The organism is Streptococcus mitis ATCC 6249, from assembly GCF_000146585.1.
Lineage (GTDB): Bacteria > Bacillota > Bacilli > Lactobacillales > Streptococcaceae > Streptococcus > Streptococcus mitis_AZ.
In genome coordinates, this window is record NZ_GL397179.1 from 1,385,221 (window position 1) to 1,401,824 (window position 16,604).

The following is a 16,604-nucleotide window of genomic DNA, read 5'->3' on the forward strand; positions in this document are numbered from 1 at the left end:
AATGAATGTAATCATTTCAATCAAGTATCTAAAACAACTTACTAAATGACTTTCGCCACTAATTATTCTTCCTCAGATTTTTTTCTTTGAGCTAGAGAAATTAATCCCATACCTGATAAAGCAGCCAATAGACCAGCTGTCAAGTGAGATGTCTCCTCAGAACCCGTATTTGGAAGAGTTTTAGTAGTTCTTTCTTCTGTAATACCTTGTTGTTCTGGATTTTTAACTACAGGAAGTTCTACTACTGTTGGAGTATAGAATCCTGAAAGGATATTTCCATTGCGATCTTTACGGATCACTTTCACACCTTTTGCTTGTCCTACAAAGTCTGCCTCAGGAGTAAAGGTGACGGTGCCATCTGGTGAGATTACATAAGTTCCTTCGCCTGGAACGACTTTTTCAGTTGTTCCATCTTCAAAGGTTGGCGGAACTGTCAGATCGACATCACCTGTAAAGTTTGGTTTACCAGTCTGAGTTTGACCTTTAAGACCTTCTGATGTCGCATCACTCACTTGTGTTTGTCCAAGGACAGTTGGTGTGTAGTGAGCAGTAACTACATTCCCATACATATCCAAACGTTTCACAACCAATCCTTTAGCTGTACCAACAAAGTCTGCCTCTGGAGTAAAGGTAATCTTACCATCTTTATCAATTGTATAGCTTCCTTCACCCGGAACAACCATAGTCGTGCTACCATCCTCAAAGGTTGGTGGTACAGTCGGATTGATATGTCCTTCAAACGTTGGTGTTGCGACTTGTGGTCGACCTTTTGCTCCTGTAGAAGTCGTGTCATGACCAGTAGATGGATCTACAACTGTTGGGCGATAGCTTGCTGTAACTGGAGTACCATTCTTATCCTTGCGGACAATCGTTACGCCTGTTCCTTTTCCTACAAAATTAGCTTCTGGAGTGAAGGTGACAGTGCCGTCTGGTGAGATTACATAAGTTCCTTCACCTGGAATCACTTTTTCAGTTGATTCATCTTCAAAGGTTGGCTCGACTGTTTCATTGATTGGAACAAGCGGATCTCCACCTTGGAAGGTTGGGGTGCCTGTTTGTGGAACACCCTTAATGTTAACTGAAGAAGTATCTTTACCAGTTGGTGTTACTTTTGTAAACTCTGGGCTGTAAGTCGCAGTAACTGGGGTACCATTCTTATCCACACGTTTGACTGTTACTGGATCTGGTTTGCCGACAAACTGCTTGTCTGGAATGAAGGTCACAGTTCCATCTGGGGCAATCGTGTAGGTTCCTTGTCCTGGAATCACTTTTTCCTTGCTGCCATCTGCGAAGGTTGGCTCTACTGTTTCATCGATTGGAACAAGTGGATCGCCACCTTGGAAGGTTGGAGTTCCTGTTTGTGGAACACCCTGAGGGCCTGTGCTGGTTGCACCTGTTCCAGTTGGAGTCACCTTAGTAAACTCTGGACTGTAAGTAGCAGTAACCGGAGTGCCATTCTTATCTACACGTTTCACTGTTACTGGATCTGGTTTGCCGACAAACTGCTTGTCTGGAATGAAGGTCACAGTTCCATCTGGGGCAATCGTGTAGGTTCCTTGTCCTGGAATCACTTTTTCCTTGCTGCCATCTGCGAAGGTTGGCTCTACTGTTTCATCGATTGGAACAAGTGGATCGCCACCTTGGAAGGTTGGAGTTCCTGTTTGTGGAACACCCTGAGGGCCTGTGCTGGTTGCGTTAGTGCTGGTTGGTGTTACCTTAGTCACTGTTGGGGTATAGGTCGCAGTGACTGGGGTGCCATTCTTATCTACACGTTTGACTGTGACTGGATCTGCTTTTCCTACAAACTGTTTGTCTGGAGTGAAAGTTACAGTTCCGTCTGGTGCAATCGTGTAAGTTCCTTGACCTGGAATAGATTTCTCTTTGCTTCCATCTTCGAATGTTGGCTCTACTGTTTCATCGATTGGAACAAGTGGATCGCCACCTTGGAAGCTTGGAGTGCCTGTTTGTGGGACACCTTGAGGGCCTGAGCTGGTTGCGTTAGTTCCTGTAGGAGTGACTTCTTTCACTACTGCTTGGTACTTAACAGTAACAGGAGTTCCATTGGCATCCACACGAGTCAATTCAAGCTCTGGTGTTTCACCCTTGAACTGCTTATCTGGGGTGAAGGTCACTTTGCCGTCTGCGTCCACTTCGAACTTACCAACATTTGGCACTTCTTTCACAGCTGTTCCATTGTCAAATAGTGGAGTCGAATCAGCTGGGAATGAAACTGAGTCATGGCCTGGGGTGAAGCTGACTTTACCTTCTTGGACCTGACCTTGAAGGCCTTCTGTCTTATCACCTGTACCAGTCGGTGTTACTTTCGTAAACTCTGGACTGTAGGTTGCAGTGACTGGGGTGCCATTCTTATCTACACGTTTCACTGTGACTGGAACTGGACTACCTACAAACTGCTTGTCTGGAATGAAGGTCACAGTTCCATCTGGGGCAATCGTGTAAGTCCCTTGGCCTGGAATAGACTTCTCTTTGCTTCCATCTTCGAAGGTTGGCTCGACTGTTTCATCGATTGGAACCAATGGGTCGCCACCTTGGAAGGTTGGAGTACCAGTTTGTGGAAGTCCTTGAGGACCTGTGCTTGTTGCACCGGTTCCAGTTGGTGTTACTTTCGTAAACTCTGGACTGTAGGTTGCAGTAACTGGAGTACCATTCTTATCTACACGTTTGACTGTGACTGGATCTGGGTTTCCAACAAATTGTTTATCTGGAGTGAAGGTTACAGTTCCGTCTGGTGCAATCGTGTAAGTTCCTTGACCTGGAATAGTTTTCTCTTTACTTCCATCTTCGAAGACTGGTTCAACTGTTTCATCGATTGGAACCAGTGGATTACCACCTTGGAAGGTTGGAGTGCCCGTTTGTGGAACACCCTGAGGGCCTGTGCTGGTTGCGTTAGTGCTGGTTGGTGTTACCTTAGTCACTGTTGGGGTATAGGTCGCAGTGACTGGGGTGCCATTCTTATCTACACGTTTGACTGTGACTGGATCTGGTGTACCAACATATTGTTTTTCTGGCGTAAAGGTAATAGAGCCATCTGGATTGATGCTGTATTCACCTACACCTGAAACGATTTTCGTTGACTGTCCATCTTCGAAAGTCATTGGTTTCGTATCATCAATTGGAACCAATGGATTACCTTCTGTGAAGGTTGGGGTACCTTTTTGCGGTTGACCTTGGATACCATTTGAAGTGGCGTCCGTTGAAGTTGGAACTACTTCTTTCACCACCGCTTGGTACTTAACGGTAACTGGAGTTCCGTTGGCATCCACACGAGTCAATTCAAGCTCTGGTGTTTCACCCTTGAACTGTTTGTCTGGAGTAAAGGACACCTTGCCGTCTGCGTCCACTTCGAACTTACCAACATTTGGCACTTCTTTCACAGTTGTACCATTGTCAAATAGTGGAGTCGAATCAGCTGGGAATGGAACTGAGTCATGGCCTGGAGTGAAGGTCACTTTACCTTCTTGAACCTGACCTTGCAGACCCTCTGTCTTATCACCAGTACCAGTTGGTGTTACTTTCGTAAACTCTGGACTGTAAGTCGCAGTAACTGGGGTACCGTTCTTATCCACACGTTTCACTGTGATTGGATCTGGACTACCTACAAACTGCTTGTCTGGAGTGAAGGTTACAGTTCCATCTGGTGCAATCGTGTAAGTTCCTTGACCTGAAATAGACTTCTCTTTGCTGCCATCTGCGAAGGTTGGCTCGACTGTTTCATCGATTGGAACCAGTGGATCACCACCTTGGAAGCTTGGAGTACCAGTTTGCGGAAGACCTTGAGGACCTGTGCTGGTTGCACCTATTCCAGTTGGAGTCACTTTTGTAAACTCTGGACTGTAGGTTGCAGTGACTGGGGTGCCATTCTTATCTACACGTTTCACTGTGACTGGAACTGGACTACCTACAAACTGCTTGTCTGGAATGAAGGTCACAGTTCCATCTGGGGCAATCGTGTAGGTTCCTTGTCCTGGAATCACTTTTTCCTTGCTTCCATCTGCGAAGGTTGGCTCGACTGTTTCATCGATTGGAACCAGTGGATCACCACCTTGGAAGGTTGGAGTTCCTGTTTGTGGAACACCCTGAGGGCCTGTGCTGGTTGCACCTGTTCCAGTTGGAGTCACCTTAGTAAACTCTGGACTGTAAGTAGCAATAACCGGAGTGCCATTCTTATCTACACGTTTGACTGTTACTGGATCTGGTTTGCCGACAAACTGCTTGTCTGGAATGAAGGTCACAGTTCCATCTGGGGCAATCGTGTAGGTTCCTTGTCCTGGAATCACTTTTTCCTTGCTGCCATCTGCGAAGGTTGGCTCTACTGTTTCATCGATTGGAACAAGTGGATCGCCACCTTGGAAGCTTGGAGTTCCTGTTTGTGGAACACCCTGAGGGCCTGTGCTGGTTGCGTTAGTACCTGTAGGAACAACTTCTTTCACTACTGCTTGGTACTTGACAGTAACAGGAGTTCCATTGGCATCCACACGAGTCAATTCAAGCTCTGGTGTTTCACCCTTGAACTGCTTATCAGGAGTGAAGGTCACTTTTCCGTCTGCGTCCACTTCGAACTTACCAACATTTGGCAATTCTTTCACAGTTGTACCATTGTCAAATAGTGGAGTCGAATCAGCTGGGAATGGAACTGAGTCATGGCCTGGAGTGAAGGTCACTTTACCTTCTTGAACCTGACCTTGCAGACCCTCTGTCTTATCACCAGTACCAGTTGGTGTTACTTTCGTAAACTCTGGACTGTAAGTCGCAGTAACTGGGGTACCGTTCTTATCCACACGTTTAACCGTTATTGGATCTGGCTTGCCGACAAACTGTTTGTCCGGAGTGAAGGTCACTGTGCCATCTGGGGCAATCGTGTAAGTTCCTTGACCTGGAATAGACTTCTCTTTGCTGCCATCTGCGAAGGTTGGCTCTACTGTTTCATCGATTGGAACAAGTGGATCGCCACCTTGGAAGGTTGGAGTTCCTGTTTGTGGAACACCCTGAGGGCCTGTGCTGGTTGCGTTAGTCCCTGTAGGTGTCACTTTAGTCACTGTTGGATTATAATGTGCTCGGTAAGGAACACCGTTAGAATCATTTACTTGAACAGTAACTGGATCCGGGGTACCAACAAAATTTTTGTTAGGTTTGAAAGTGACTTGACCAGTGTTAGGGTCTAACTCATAAGTTCCAACTGACTGACCATTGGATGTAGCAGGAACTGAGTTACCAGTAATAGGTTGGCCGTTAGCATTCACAAAGGTCGCAGGGCGTGAAGCATCTGGAGTCACTGGCGTTTTTGCAGAATCACCATCATTAAAGATTAGATTTTTGTTTTGTTCTTGACCTTGAACACCAGTCGATTCATATGTTGGTATCTTTCGAACAGTAGGGATGTATCGACCATCCATATTGTTCAGAATGTCATTCTTATTTGGATTTGATGCATCAGTTGATTGCCAGTTAGTTGATGAACCGTTCGAGTCTGTACGACGAATATTAATCCCTTCAGCAGTTCCTGTGAAGTCTGCATTTGGTGTGAACGCTACATCGATATCATCACCATTAGTAGTCACTACATAGGTCCCTTCCGGACGCACATAAGTATTGCCGTTTGTTGGAGTCAATACATTCCCTTGATTATCCAAAATCTGTGGCGCTTGGCTACTCATGCTAGCATTAGTTACAAAGTCTGAACGATCTGGTCCTTTAGGTGTGAAGTGAACTGTAGCATTTTGTGTTTCACCTTGAAGACCGGTTGTTTCTTTCTTTTCACCTTGAGGTGGATAAGTACGACGAACCAACATGTCCTCTACTTCACCACTAAATGCCATCCCGGTAGGCTTCTCAATATCACCTGCATTAGTCGCAATACGCACACGCATTCCAAGTTGGTCAACTAACCCACCACTAAGACTCGGAATTGCATTAAATGTTAAAGTGTGATCTCCATTAGCAGTTATTTCTTTAACTACACTGCCTTCATTATCATCAAATTTCCCGTTATTATTGAAGTCCACCCATGCCTTGACATATGCTTTAGCATTACCATTTGGATTAGCCTTAATCTTAAGAGTATAAGTGCCATTCTTAGCTTTGTTTAAATCCAAGAGGTCGTTAGTATTGCTATATTGATCAGCAGTTAGCAATTGCTGTGAACCTTCATCTGAAACATCCTCACGATCATCAGAAGTCCAGTTATTTTTAGAATCCACATCGATATCTGCTTCTGTAGAACCTAAGTAAGGTTGATTTATTTGAACATTTGTTATCGAATCGCGTGTAGAGATAGTATGGTGAGCTTCACCGTAACTTTCTGGCGCATCACCACCATCAACTACCAAGAATCCCATCATAAGTGCCTGTTGCCCTGCGGTCGCAACATAAAAACCTACCTCAGAAGCCCCACGGGTCATTACAACTGGCACTGCTTTACTTGCTGAAACTATTGGTCCAAATACTTGACTACCTAGACCACCTGTAACTGTATCAGGACTCAAAAACTTATTCCAATCGACAGTCTTATCTTTTAGGATTAGTAGACCACCTCTTGTTGTCTTGTCAGCCTGCTTAACAAGTTCTTCAGTCGTAACAGTGTAAGGACCTTTTGCACGAGGACCTTTCATCCATTCTCCTACGTATTCCCAACCTTCACCGTTAGTGGTAAAAATACCATATTCACCAGGGTTAGCATCTTCTCCATCAGCCATAACAACTGCTGGTTTTACTTTTTTACCACGATAAGTGGCTTCTATTTTAAATTTAACCCCCCAGTTTACACCATCAACTGGTACGATAATTTGTGTTTTATGGCCTTTTGTATCAAAACCTTGTCCACCAATAGTACTCCATTTATCTTGCGCTTGACCTGATACAGGAGGTGGAGTTTTTCCATAATCTTTCCAATTTTTTAAATAATTGTTTGTTGCATTTGGATCATAAGTTCCAGCAGATGAAGTTCCTTCAACCCGTTTTTTATAGATTTCAGTTGATTGAAATGGTTTGAGCTCTGTAACGGTAAGTGTCACTACATAGCCAGGCGAAATTTCCTTCGTATAAGTAGTTCCAATCTTAAACCCTCCCTGAGGATCTAAGTTTTTCAAACTTGCTGTATCAGAGAAATCAATCCAGTTAATTTGTTTTGCTAATTGTGTACTTTCTTTCTTCTCTGATTCAGACAATTCTGGTTTAGATGTACGTGGTACAGGAGTCGCATCGTCCGCACCTGCATAACTAGCTGGTGCAACTGTAGTTGCCTGGGTATCACGACGAACTCTACGAGAACGTGTAGATTGTTCAGTAGCACTAGACGTCTCAGTAGGTTCAGCAATTATTGGAGCAGCTGCAGTTTCTGGTTTAGCACTCTCTCTAGATTTATCTTCTGGAGAAGTAACTGGTTTCTCAACAGGAGACTGTGATGTTTCAGAGATAACCGATTGGTCATTGTTCTTTTTATCAGCAGGCTCTGTTCCAGAATTTGAAGTTGCTGTTTCTTTAGTTGGTTGAGAGGATTCTACTACAGATGGAGTTTCAGACTTTTCTGATGTTTTAGAATCTGTAGGTGATATAGAAGTGCCCGTTGTTTTATCAAGGTTTGTTTTAGCTACCTCGTTTAAAGAGTTTGTCACACTCGTCTCATCAGCGCTAACCTGAGACGTCACTCCCAATAGAACCAAGGTAGACAAGAGCACAGAACAAACTCCTACATTTAGCTTTCGAATAGAAAACTTATGAAAGTGCGAATTAAATAAATCTTTTCCCATTACAATCTCCTTAAATAAAATTACATAACTTATGATATTATACAGTAATTTTTATTTGTCCGCTAGTGAAAAATCCCAAAAATTTACTTTATTTCTTTAAAAATTAGTAATTAAAAACTATTTTAAATTAATATAATGAAACTGCAGTGATTTTTTGATTTATATTTTCAGTATTAATACAAAACCACTCACTCCAAAGAGCAAGTGGTTCTGAATTTATTTTTCAAGTAAGCTGAGCGCTTCTGCATCAGCGATAATAGTCACATCAGGGTGGTTTTGTAGGCTACTTGCTGGTAGACTTTCAGTTACTGGGCCTGACACTGTTCCAGCAATGGCTTCTGCTTTTGACTCACCATAAGCAAAGAGAAGGATAGACTTGGCATCCAAGATGTTTTTAATTCCCATTGAAATGGCTTGGGTTGGGACGTCTTCAATCTTGTCAAAGAAGCGAGCATTAGCTTCGATGGTAGACTGGTCAAGTTCGACTAGATGTGTTTGGCTATCAAATGGAGTTCCTGGCTCGTTAAAGCCGATATGTCCATTGCGACCAATTCCCAAGATTTGCAAATCAACTGGATGGTCAGCCAAAATTTGATTGTAGCGTTCTACTTCTGCTTCTGCATTGTCCTTAACCCCACGAGGCAAGAAACTTTCTTTAAATGGTTTTTGGTTAAACAAGTTTTCTTGCATGAAGTAACGGTAAGATTGTGGATTGTCCCCATCAAGTCCCACATACTCATCAAGGTTGACACTAGTAAGATTTGAAAAATCAAGGTCACTCTCAACGATTTCCTTGTAAAACTCAAGTGGACTACTTCCTGTCGCAAGTCCCAATGTTTGAGCGCCATTGGCTAACTTTTCCTTCAAAATTTTAAAAGCAACTTTTCCACCTTCGATTTGGTTTTCAACTTTAATAACTTTCATCTTTTCATCCTCCATTTTAATCTATATTTATTATATGGTATAGACCAATTTTTGTCAAGTGAAAACGATTTAATTTCTAAAAAAAGAGCGTCCAAACTTGAAACGTGTTATAATGGATAAGATTAGAAGTTAGAAAGAATGATGAAAAAATGAATACAGCTGATTTTGATTTCCACTTACCTGAGGAATTGATTGCTCAAACGCCCCTTGAAAAACGTGATGCCTCTAAACTCCTCATCGTCAATCGTGAGACGGGAGAATTTCAGGATAAACACTTCCACTCTATTATTGATATGTTGGAACCAGGTGATGCCCTTGTCATGAACGACACCCGTGTTCTCCCAGCCCGCCTCTATGGTCAAAAGGAAGAAACAGGTGGCCACGTGGAGCTTCTCCTTCTTAAAAATACTGCTGGTGATGAGTGGGAAGTCCTAGCTAAACCTGCCAAACGCCTCAAGGTCGGTACTCGTGTCAACTTTGGCGATGGTCGCCTCAGCGCTGTCGTTACGCAAGAATTGACCCACGGAGGCCGCATTGTCCGCTTTGAATACCAAGGGATTTTCCTAGAAGTTTTGGAAAGTCTGGGAGAAATGCCACTACCACCCTACATCCACGAAAAACTAGATGACCGTGAACGTTATCAAACGGTCTACGCTAAAGAAAGTGGCTCTGCTGCAGCACCGACTGCTGGATTGCACTTCACCAAAGAACTGCTAGCAGAAATCCAAGCCAAAGGTGTTCATCTAGTCTATCTCACTCTTCACGTCGGACTCGGAACCTTTAGACCTGTCTCTGTTGACAATCTGGACGAACATGAAATGCACTCCGAATTCTACCAACTTTCTGAGGAAGCAGCAGCCACCCTTCGATCTGTCAAGGAAAATGGTGGCCGTGTCATCGCTGTAGGAACTACTTCGATCCGAACACTGGAAACCATCGGCTCTAAGTTTGACGGACAAATCCAAGCAGATTCTGGCTGGACCAATATCTTTATCAAACCTGGTTACGAGTGGAAGTTTGTAGACGCCTTCTCAACAAACTTCCACCTTCCAAAATCAACTCTGGTTATGCTAGTTTCAGCCTTTGCTGGTCGGGACTTAGTCCTAGATGCTTACCACCATGCCATCCAAGAACACTACCGCTTCTTCAGTTTTGGAGATGCCATGTTTATCTATTAAGAAAATCCCTATTAGGAAACCTAATAGGGATTTTTCTAATTATTCCATACTAAACTTTGGATCTTTCAAGCTCTGAACACTGGCATTGATAACTGCTCCGATAATCAAAATCTTTGCAATGAGAATAAACCAGAACATCATGACTACCACGATAATGGAACTGAAAAATCGGACATCAACCAGATGATTGACATAACTATTGACGTAGACAGAAAAGATATTCAATAAAAAGATAAGAGTTAGCAAGACAAAGACACTTCCTGGTAAAACATAGCGGATTCGTGGTGCTTTTACTTTTGGAAGGAAGTAATAAATCATGACTAGAATGGCAAAGATCAAGGCATAGACCAGAGGGCCTGTAAAATCTTGCAGGTAGGAAAATAGCGGACTGTCTGATTGCCAGTAAGTTTTGAGGAGGTTGAGCAACATACGACCAAACATACTCAAAAACAAGGCCAAGGCAAAAAGAATCTGCAGGCCAAAACTAACAAGTAGACTCATCAACTGATGGGAGATAATTCCTCGACTCTTGGTCACCCCATAGGCTTTGTTAAAAGCTTTTTGGAGGAAATCCATTGATTTCGAAAAGGTCCAGAGGGCAGATAAAACGGCAAAACTCAGCAAACCAGTTGATGGTTGAGTCAGAACTTCTCGTACAATCTTGGCAACCACATCATACACCGTATCAGGCAAGAATTCCTTGATTGTCAGTAAGAAATTTGAGACTGGAATCTGAAAATAAGGCAAAATATTGACCATTATCATTAGCAAAGGAAAAATTGAAATCAACCAATAGTAGGCAACCGCAACACTGGTCAACTCGCTATCAGATGCTTGATAATAATGCAAAAAAGCTTTCAATAAAGGCCTGTCCATCAGCTCTTTCCACCACTTTTTCATGTTGCGATCCTCCTAATACACTTTGATTTTCTAAACTAATTTCTTCTGACTAATTCCATCATATCATAGGGTAGGGTATTTGCGGCTTCTTTTAGAGAATAATTTTCAAGATTGTTGACATTTTGCCGTAATTTCTTGGCATACTTGGTCGTAATCAATTTCTTCTCTTCGTATTCAAAGATTAACTTACGTTCTAGGTAGTAACCTCTTAGCATTTCATCGATATTGTTTGGTTTGATACGAGTAATAACACGTTCGACAAAGGCCCCACTACCGATTATAGCTGTTTCACGCAAGCGAGACTCCTGCATAAAGCTAATCAGACTACTCTTGTAGATTCCTTTTAGATTTTCCAAACTTTCGATAATCAACTCCGTATTCTCCAGATAGAGTTCGGATATTTGATCATAATCAATAGCTCGAAGGCGACGTTGCTCCTTGTCATTCCAACTACGGAAGGTCTGGCCAAAGGTCAGCAATTCATGCAAGACAAAACGCAAGATACGGAGGGATACAAGGAAGTAATATGTTAGGCGGGAAGCCACCTTGCGATTGATGCTCTGTTCCATATTTTTCAAATAGCGTTGGTAAACTTGATAGCCACGCTCACCGATTTTTCCTTCCTCGTAAGCCTGCTCTAAACCATCGCTTTCGATACTCAAGATGAGGAGTTTTAAAGCCTCCCAGTCCTCTTGGGCGCTTTTATTTTCTTGACTAAGGATTAGGTTCTCAATTCGACCGTGATAATTATCAATAGCCGCATAAAGGGGTAGTTTGTTCTTATGCCCTTCCAGTTCTTTTTCTAACTCTCCTGTGACCTCATTTAAAATTGCAATGTGCATGAGGTAATCCTTGGTTTCTTCTTGCTCCTCGGAAAGGTGGGGAAGCACTAAAAGACCTGTTAGAAAGCTTAACAGCGTGACACCTGCTACAAGGAAAAGTAAGAGGGGATACTCCTGCTCTAGATTACTAGGTATGAGAAGAATGGTTGCAATAGAGACCGTTCCTTTTACACCAGAGAAGGTCAAAAGGAGCATATCCTTCATGTAATTACGAAGATTTTTCTTGAGCCGTCGAGTTCTCCAAATATAGAAGCCATAAATCATGACAAAGCGAATGGCAAAAAGTAAGAATGTCAGTAAAACAACCGATACCAATAAGAGTAAGGGGTTATAAAGGGGATTGGTCAGGATAGGTTCTACTATCATTTCCAATTCCATTCCCAAGATGACAAAGACAGATCCATTGAGCATAAAGGTCACGGTATGCCAAACAGTATCAGTAACAGTATCCACTTGGGCTTCGAGGAGTGTAATTTTCTTGAAACGACTGGCCTTCAAAATCCCTGCAACTACAACTGCGATAATCCCTGAAACATGAATTTCTTCGGCGATAAAAAAGGTCATAAGAGGCAAACTCAGTTCAAGCAAAAGTTCACTCGCTATATCCGTCGCTCGCACACTCAGTAAAAATGTATGTAGGAAACGATTGATCATTGCCGTCACAAAACCGACCGTAAAACCACCTATGATAGACAGGGCTAAAGAAGTCCCAGCCTGGCTAAGAGAAAAAGCACCTGTTGTCCAGGCAGCCAGAGCCACTCGAAAGGCTACCAAGCCAGAAGCATCATTTAAAAGTCCTTCTCCTTTGAGGATATTGGAAACCCGCTTTGGGAAACTAAAACGCTCAGACAGAGAAGCAAAAGCAACTAAATCCGTCGGACCAAGCGCTGCCCCAACAGCCACGCAGGCAGCTAAAGGAAGTGTCATCCAAAGGAAATGAGCCAATGATCCCAAACTCAGGGTAGAGATGAAAATCACTGGAAAAATTAAATAAACAATGATACGCCAGTGTTTTAAAACAGATGTAATATCTGCTTCTTGAGCTTCACGAAAGAGTAGGGGACCAATAACAACTGCCAAAAACAGCTCGGTATTGAGATGAAAGTCAGTACTTGGTAAAAAAAGACCAATGCCAATTCCCAAAAGGATTTGTACTAGGGGGAGGGGCAAAAAAGGCAAGAGTTTATTAGTCGTACTGGAAACAATTAAGACAAATAAAAATAGAATCAGGTAAATGAGTAATTCCACGCAATTCCTCCTTAGTCTTTTTTACAGCAAGATTCAAATATCTCCTTCTGCTCTTGGATTTTCTGATCAATCTTGGAACAGTCTTTGTGCTCAATTTTTTTCTGGCACCGTTCCATTTCAAGAGCCACTAACTTTTTCTTTATTTTGAGCATTTTCTTACTCATATGCTCTTCGTCGAGTACTCCTACCGCTCGCTCATGCTGCGTTGACTCAACAAAATTTTGGCGCATTGCCTCAAGCTTCTCACGAAGGTATTGTTTATCCATGTCTATACCTTTCTAATTTTTCAATCATAACTAAAAACGGTGGATTATTAACTTGGTTGAGAGTCCGATAAATGGCAGCTGTATACTCTTGTTGGTTCAACTGGCTAACAAACTCCAATACAACATCCCTCTCAGTATCTCCTCCCTCATGACCATAGTAGATCATGATAGCAATCCGTCCCCCCTTGACAAGCAAATGACACAGCTTTTCAAGTGCTTCAATGGTAGTCTGAGGTTGTGTGATGACGGATTTGTCAGCAGAAGGCAGATAACCCAGATTAAAAATCCCTGCCTTAGCTTCTGTCACAAATTGGTCCAGTGTCTCATGGCCTTGCAAGATTAACTGGGCATTTATCATTCCAGCCTGGTCCAAACGCTCTTGCGTCTTCTCCAAAGCCTGCTCCTGGATATCAAAGGCATAGACTTGCTTGGCTAGCTTGGCTAAAAAAAGCGTGTCATGACCATTACCCATGGTCGCATCCACTACGATATCCTCTTTTGTCACGACTTCAGCCAAAAAATCATGTGCCATCTCAAGTGGTCTTTTCATTTTTAAACTCCTGTTTTACAGCCTTGCATCCTTGCACACTTCCACGACGTCGCATCTCAGTTTCAATAGCATTTAGCACTTCCCATTTATTGAGGCTCCACATAGGGCCAATCAGCATATCTCTAGGCGCATCTCCCGTGATTCGATGGATGACGATATGCTTGGGAATGATTTCCAACTGGTCACAAATGACCTTGACATACTCGTCCTGACTCATCAGTTGCAAGCGTCCCTCATGGTAATCTCGCTGCATCCGTGTATTGGTCATGAGGTGAAGCAAGTGCAGTTTAATTCCTTGAATATCATTATCTGTGACACAGCGACGAACATTTTCAACCATCATCTCATGAGTTTCCCCAGGCAGCCCGTTGATCAAATGGGAAACAATCTCAATCTTGGGATATTTCCTCAAGCGCTTGACCGTTTCCACGTACAATTCATAAGAATGGGCACGGTTAATCAGGTCAGAGGTTGCTTCATAAGTGGTCTGCAGGCCCAATTCTACCGTCACATGCATACGCTCCGACAACTCAGCCAAATATTCGATGGTTTCATCGGGTAAACAGTCTGGCCGTGTTCCGATATTGATCCCTACTACACCTGGCTCCTTGATAGCCTGCTCATATCGCTCCCGAATCACTTCCACCTTTTCATGGGTGTTGGTAAAGTTTTGGAAATAAACTAGATACTTTTTAACATCTGGCCACTTGCGGTGCATAAAGTCAATTTCCTTATAAAATTGCTCACGGATAGGGGCATCCGGTGCCACGATGGCATCTCCAGAACCTGAAACCGTACAAAAAGTACAACCACCATGGGCTACAGTTCCATCCCGATTTGGACAGTCAAATCCCGCATCAATAGGAACTTTGAAAGTCTTTTCTCCAAAAAGTTTTCGATAATAATCATTCAAGGTATTATAAGATTTCATAACTTTCATTATAACAAAAATCACTAACAATCTCAAAAGCCTGACTTTCCTACAAATTCCCTTGTTTCTCATTTCCTTTAGCGTTTTTTTATGATACAATATGGGTATGATTTTAATGAAAATAGCATCTATTTTATTATTGATATTAACCTTGGTAGTTTGCTTTATTGTCACCAAGCTTTTCGGACTTAGGAAAATAGGATTTAATTTCGCGGATCTAGCTTTTCCACTTTTGGTATTTGAGTACTATCTGATCACTGCTAAAGCCTTTATCCACAACTTTCTACCGCGACTTGGTGTTGCCCTTTCTCTCCTAGCAATCCTCTTAGTTATCTTTTTTCTCCTCAAAAAAAGAAGTTTTTACTACCCTAAATTTATCAAATTCTTCTGGAGAGCAGGTTTTCTCCTTACTCTGATTATCTACATAGCTATGATTGTCGAATTGATGATGCTCCCATAAAAACATTCCCTCAGACAGCTGTCCGAGGGAATATTTTTATCTTCATACCTTGTTTTCTATGCTCTACCAAGATACTTTTCTTATTTCATAAATGTTAAGGCGTAGAATTTGCCATCCCATAGAAGTTTCAATTCCTTTTCCTTAACTTCGCTTGGAACAGCATTCTCAATTTCACTCAAATCAACAGTAGCATCTTTAAAATATTCCTTACTAAAATGATTTTTCTTATATTGCTGATCCACATAGTCAGCCGTCTCATCTGCAATTAAAATCTTAGTCCCTGGCTTCGCCACTCGTAGCATTTCCTGCATAGCTTTAGCCTTATCATTGAAAAAATTGATTCCGCCAATATGGTAGACAATGTCAAAACTATTATCCGCAAAGGGTAGATCCTCCGCGCAAGCATGGAAAAGTTGCAGATTGGTCTTTTTAGCGCAAGATTTCTGGCATTTTTTAAGCATACTGATAGAAATATCCACCCCTACAAAGTCTAAACTTTTCAGATCAATTGTCTCAGGAATATAACGGAGGTCTTGACCAGTACCGATAGAGACATAAAGAACAGATAAATTATCTTTCCATTCTATTTCCTCCATCAGATCCCTTCTCAACTTGTCAATTGCCTTGCCGTGGAGAAGCGGTCCTATCCATTTTTCACTCATATCATACCAGCGAGCCAAACGGTTATACATGGTCATGTATTTAGCATTATCTCCAGATAGATAGTCTGGATTAAGAGACAGATAGATATCGCCATCTTTTTGAAAATTTTCTACCTCCAAACCTGACTTCAATTTATCTTGTAATCTTGTTTCAATCATTTGCAACATCTCCTTTTCTATTTGTCACCTATTATAGAGGATTTCGTCACAAAAACAATAGCATTTTAGTAAGTGGCAACTATCCACTTGTATCCGGTAGTAGAACCAGAGTCAGTTACAAAAAACAAGTGCCAATTTCTATTGACACTTGTTTCTACTTTTAAAACGTGTTGCAAATTTAGTAAAAGATACTGTTTAAAAAACTTAATCTTCTTTTTTGCGTCTTGCCAAGAATCCTGTTCCCAATCCAAGAAGGGCGAATCCAGCTACTAGAGCCGCTTGGTTAGACTCGCTTCCTGTATTAGGCAATTCCCCACCTTTTTTAGGTTTTCCTGGTTCATTTGGTTTGCCTGGTGTTGGTTTTTCTGGAGTGTATGTATTTGTAACGTTCATACCAGTTTCAGTAGCTGTGTAACCTTTTGGAACACTAACTTCTTTGACAGTGTACTTGATTTCTTGACCGTCTTTATAACGATCAAGTTCTGTGAACTCATAAGTCCAACCAGTTGCTTCTGAAGCTGTAGCTTCTTTATCGGTTTCTTTACCATTCGCAAGTAGCTTCACTGTGATAGATGCTGGACGAACGTTTTGATGTTTTTCGTCACCTTTCCAGATCTTATGACCTTTAAGATTAATCTTCTCTGGATCATGTGTATTGGTAACTGTGTACTTACCATCTTTGTCCGTAGTAACTGTTGAGGTATATTCTTTCACAGCT

At 42.2% G+C, this 16,604-nt stretch carries 11 protein-coding genes; 2 read left to right on the top strand and 9 right to left on the bottom strand.

The window, feature by feature from the left end; genetic code table 11:
* Positions 1 to 62 precede the first annotated feature (62 nt).
* Positions 63 to 7,766 carry a GEVED domain-containing protein gene (locus tag HMPREF8571_RS08525; RefSeq protein WP_000513888.1) on the bottom strand — a complete coding sequence of 2,568 codons (7,704 nt, stop codon included), beginning with the start codon at positions 7,764 to 7,766 and terminating at the stop codon, positions 63 to 65.
* 216 nt (positions 7,767 to 7,982) lie between these two features.
* Positions 7,983 to 8,690 (bottom strand): glucosamine-6-phosphate deaminase, encoded by a 708-nt coding sequence (locus tag HMPREF8571_RS08530; RefSeq protein WP_000864597.1) that lies wholly within the window; start codon positions 8,688 to 8,690, stop codon positions 7,983 to 7,985.
* Positions 8,691 to 8,839: 149 nt separating this feature from the next.
* Between HMPREF8571_RS08530 and queA the strand changes: the two genes are divergently transcribed.
* The gene (gene queA / locus HMPREF8571_RS08535; RefSeq protein ID WP_001090129.1) at positions 8,840 to 9,868 is read left to right on the top strand and encodes a tRNA preQ1(34) S-adenosylmethionine ribosyltransferase-isomerase QueA; all 1,029 of its coding nucleotides are present in this window, start codon (positions 8,840 to 8,842) and stop codon (positions 9,866 to 9,868) included.
* 39 nt (positions 9,869 to 9,907) lie between these two features.
* Here the strand turns inward: queA and HMPREF8571_RS08540 are convergent, their stop codons facing one another.
* Genes HMPREF8571_RS08540 through HMPREF8571_RS08560 form a run of 5 tightly spaced genes read right to left on the bottom strand, consistent with a single transcriptional unit; the run spans position 9,908 to position 14,614 of the window.
* Complete coding sequence (locus HMPREF8571_RS08540; protein ID WP_000759520.1) at positions 9,908 to 10,768, bottom strand: YihY/virulence factor BrkB family protein; 861 nt, start codon at positions 10,766 to 10,768, stop codon at positions 9,908 to 9,910.
* Between the two features lie 35 nt (positions 10,769 to 10,803).
* Positions 10,804 to 12,858, bottom strand: a complete 2,055-nt coding sequence (locus HMPREF8571_RS08545; RefSeq protein ID WP_000421620.1) for a cation:proton antiporter — start codon at positions 12,856 to 12,858, stop codon at positions 10,804 to 10,806.
* A gap of 11 nt (positions 12,859 to 12,869) precedes the next feature.
* Complete coding sequence (locus HMPREF8571_RS08550) at positions 12,870 to 13,124, bottom strand: hypothetical protein (RefSeq protein ID WP_000361099.1); 255 nt, start codon at positions 13,122 to 13,124, stop codon at positions 12,870 to 12,872.
* Positions 13,117 to 13,674, bottom strand: a complete 558-nt coding sequence (locus tag HMPREF8571_RS08555; protein ID WP_000828418.1) for a tRNA (mnm(5)s(2)U34)-methyltransferase — start codon at positions 13,672 to 13,674, stop codon at positions 13,117 to 13,119. Before HMPREF8571_RS08555 ends, HMPREF8571_RS08550 begins: the two co-directional genes overlap by 8 nt.
* Positions 13,658 to 14,614 (bottom strand): TIGR01212 family radical SAM protein, encoded by a 957-nt coding sequence (locus HMPREF8571_RS08560; RefSeq protein WP_025168460.1) that lies wholly within the window; start codon positions 14,612 to 14,614, stop codon positions 13,658 to 13,660. The genes HMPREF8571_RS08555 and HMPREF8571_RS08560 overlap by 17 nt, the downstream gene beginning before the upstream one ends.
* Positions 14,615 to 14,705: 91 nt before the next feature.
* On the opposite strand from HMPREF8571_RS08560, the gene HMPREF8571_RS08565 reads away from it, so the two are divergent.
* The gene (locus HMPREF8571_RS08565; protein ID WP_000525391.1) at positions 14,706 to 15,065 is read left to right on the top strand and encodes a DUF3397 domain-containing protein; all 360 of its coding nucleotides are present in this window, start codon (positions 14,706 to 14,708) and stop codon (positions 15,063 to 15,065) included.
* Positions 15,066 to 15,145: 80 nt separating this feature from the next.
* On the opposite strand, the gene HMPREF8571_RS08570 is transcribed toward HMPREF8571_RS08565, so the two are convergent.
* Positions 15,146 to 15,886 (bottom strand): class I SAM-dependent methyltransferase, encoded by a 741-nt coding sequence (locus HMPREF8571_RS08570; RefSeq protein WP_000573476.1) that lies wholly within the window; start codon positions 15,884 to 15,886, stop codon positions 15,146 to 15,148.
* A 204-nt stretch (positions 15,887 to 16,090) separates the two neighbouring features.
* Positions 16,091 to 16,604 (bottom strand): Cna B-type domain-containing protein (locus HMPREF8571_RS08575; protein WP_141553722.1); only part of this gene is annotated, 514 nt, incomplete at its 5' end.

Bases quoted from the DNA above. Each gene is read 5' to 3' on its own strand.
- HMPREF8571_RS08525 (WP_000513888.1), bottom strand. From the start codon at position 7,766: ATGGGAAAAGATTTATTTAATTCGCACTTTCATAAGTTTTCTATTCGA.
- HMPREF8571_RS08530 (WP_000864597.1), bottom strand. From the start codon at position 8,690: ATGAAAGTTATTAAAGTTGAAAACCAAATCGAAGGTGGAAAAGTTGCT.
- queA (WP_001090129.1), top strand. From the start codon at position 8,840: ATGAATACAGCTGATTTTGATTTCCACTTACCTGAGGAATTGATTGCT.
- HMPREF8571_RS08540 (WP_000759520.1), bottom strand. From the start codon at position 10,768: ATGAAAAAGTGGTGGAAAGAGCTGATGGACAGGCCTTTATTGAAAGCT.
- HMPREF8571_RS08550 (WP_000361099.1), bottom strand. From the start codon at position 13,124: ATGGATAAACAATACCTTCGTGAGAAGCTTGAGGCAATGCGCCAAAAT.
- HMPREF8571_RS08555 (WP_000828418.1), bottom strand. From the start codon at position 13,674: ATGAAAAGACCACTTGAGATGGCACATGATTTTTTGGCTGAAGTCGTG.
- HMPREF8571_RS08560 (WP_025168460.1), bottom strand. From the start codon at position 14,614: ATGAAAGTTATGAAATCTTATAATACCTTGAATGATTATTATCGAAAA.
- HMPREF8571_RS08565 (WP_000525391.1), top strand. From the start codon at position 14,706: ATGGGTATGATTTTAATGAAAATAGCATCTATTTTATTATTGATATTA.
- HMPREF8571_RS08570 (WP_000573476.1), bottom strand. From the start codon at position 15,886: ATGATTGAAACAAGATTACAAGATAAATTGAAGTCAGGTTTGGAGGTA.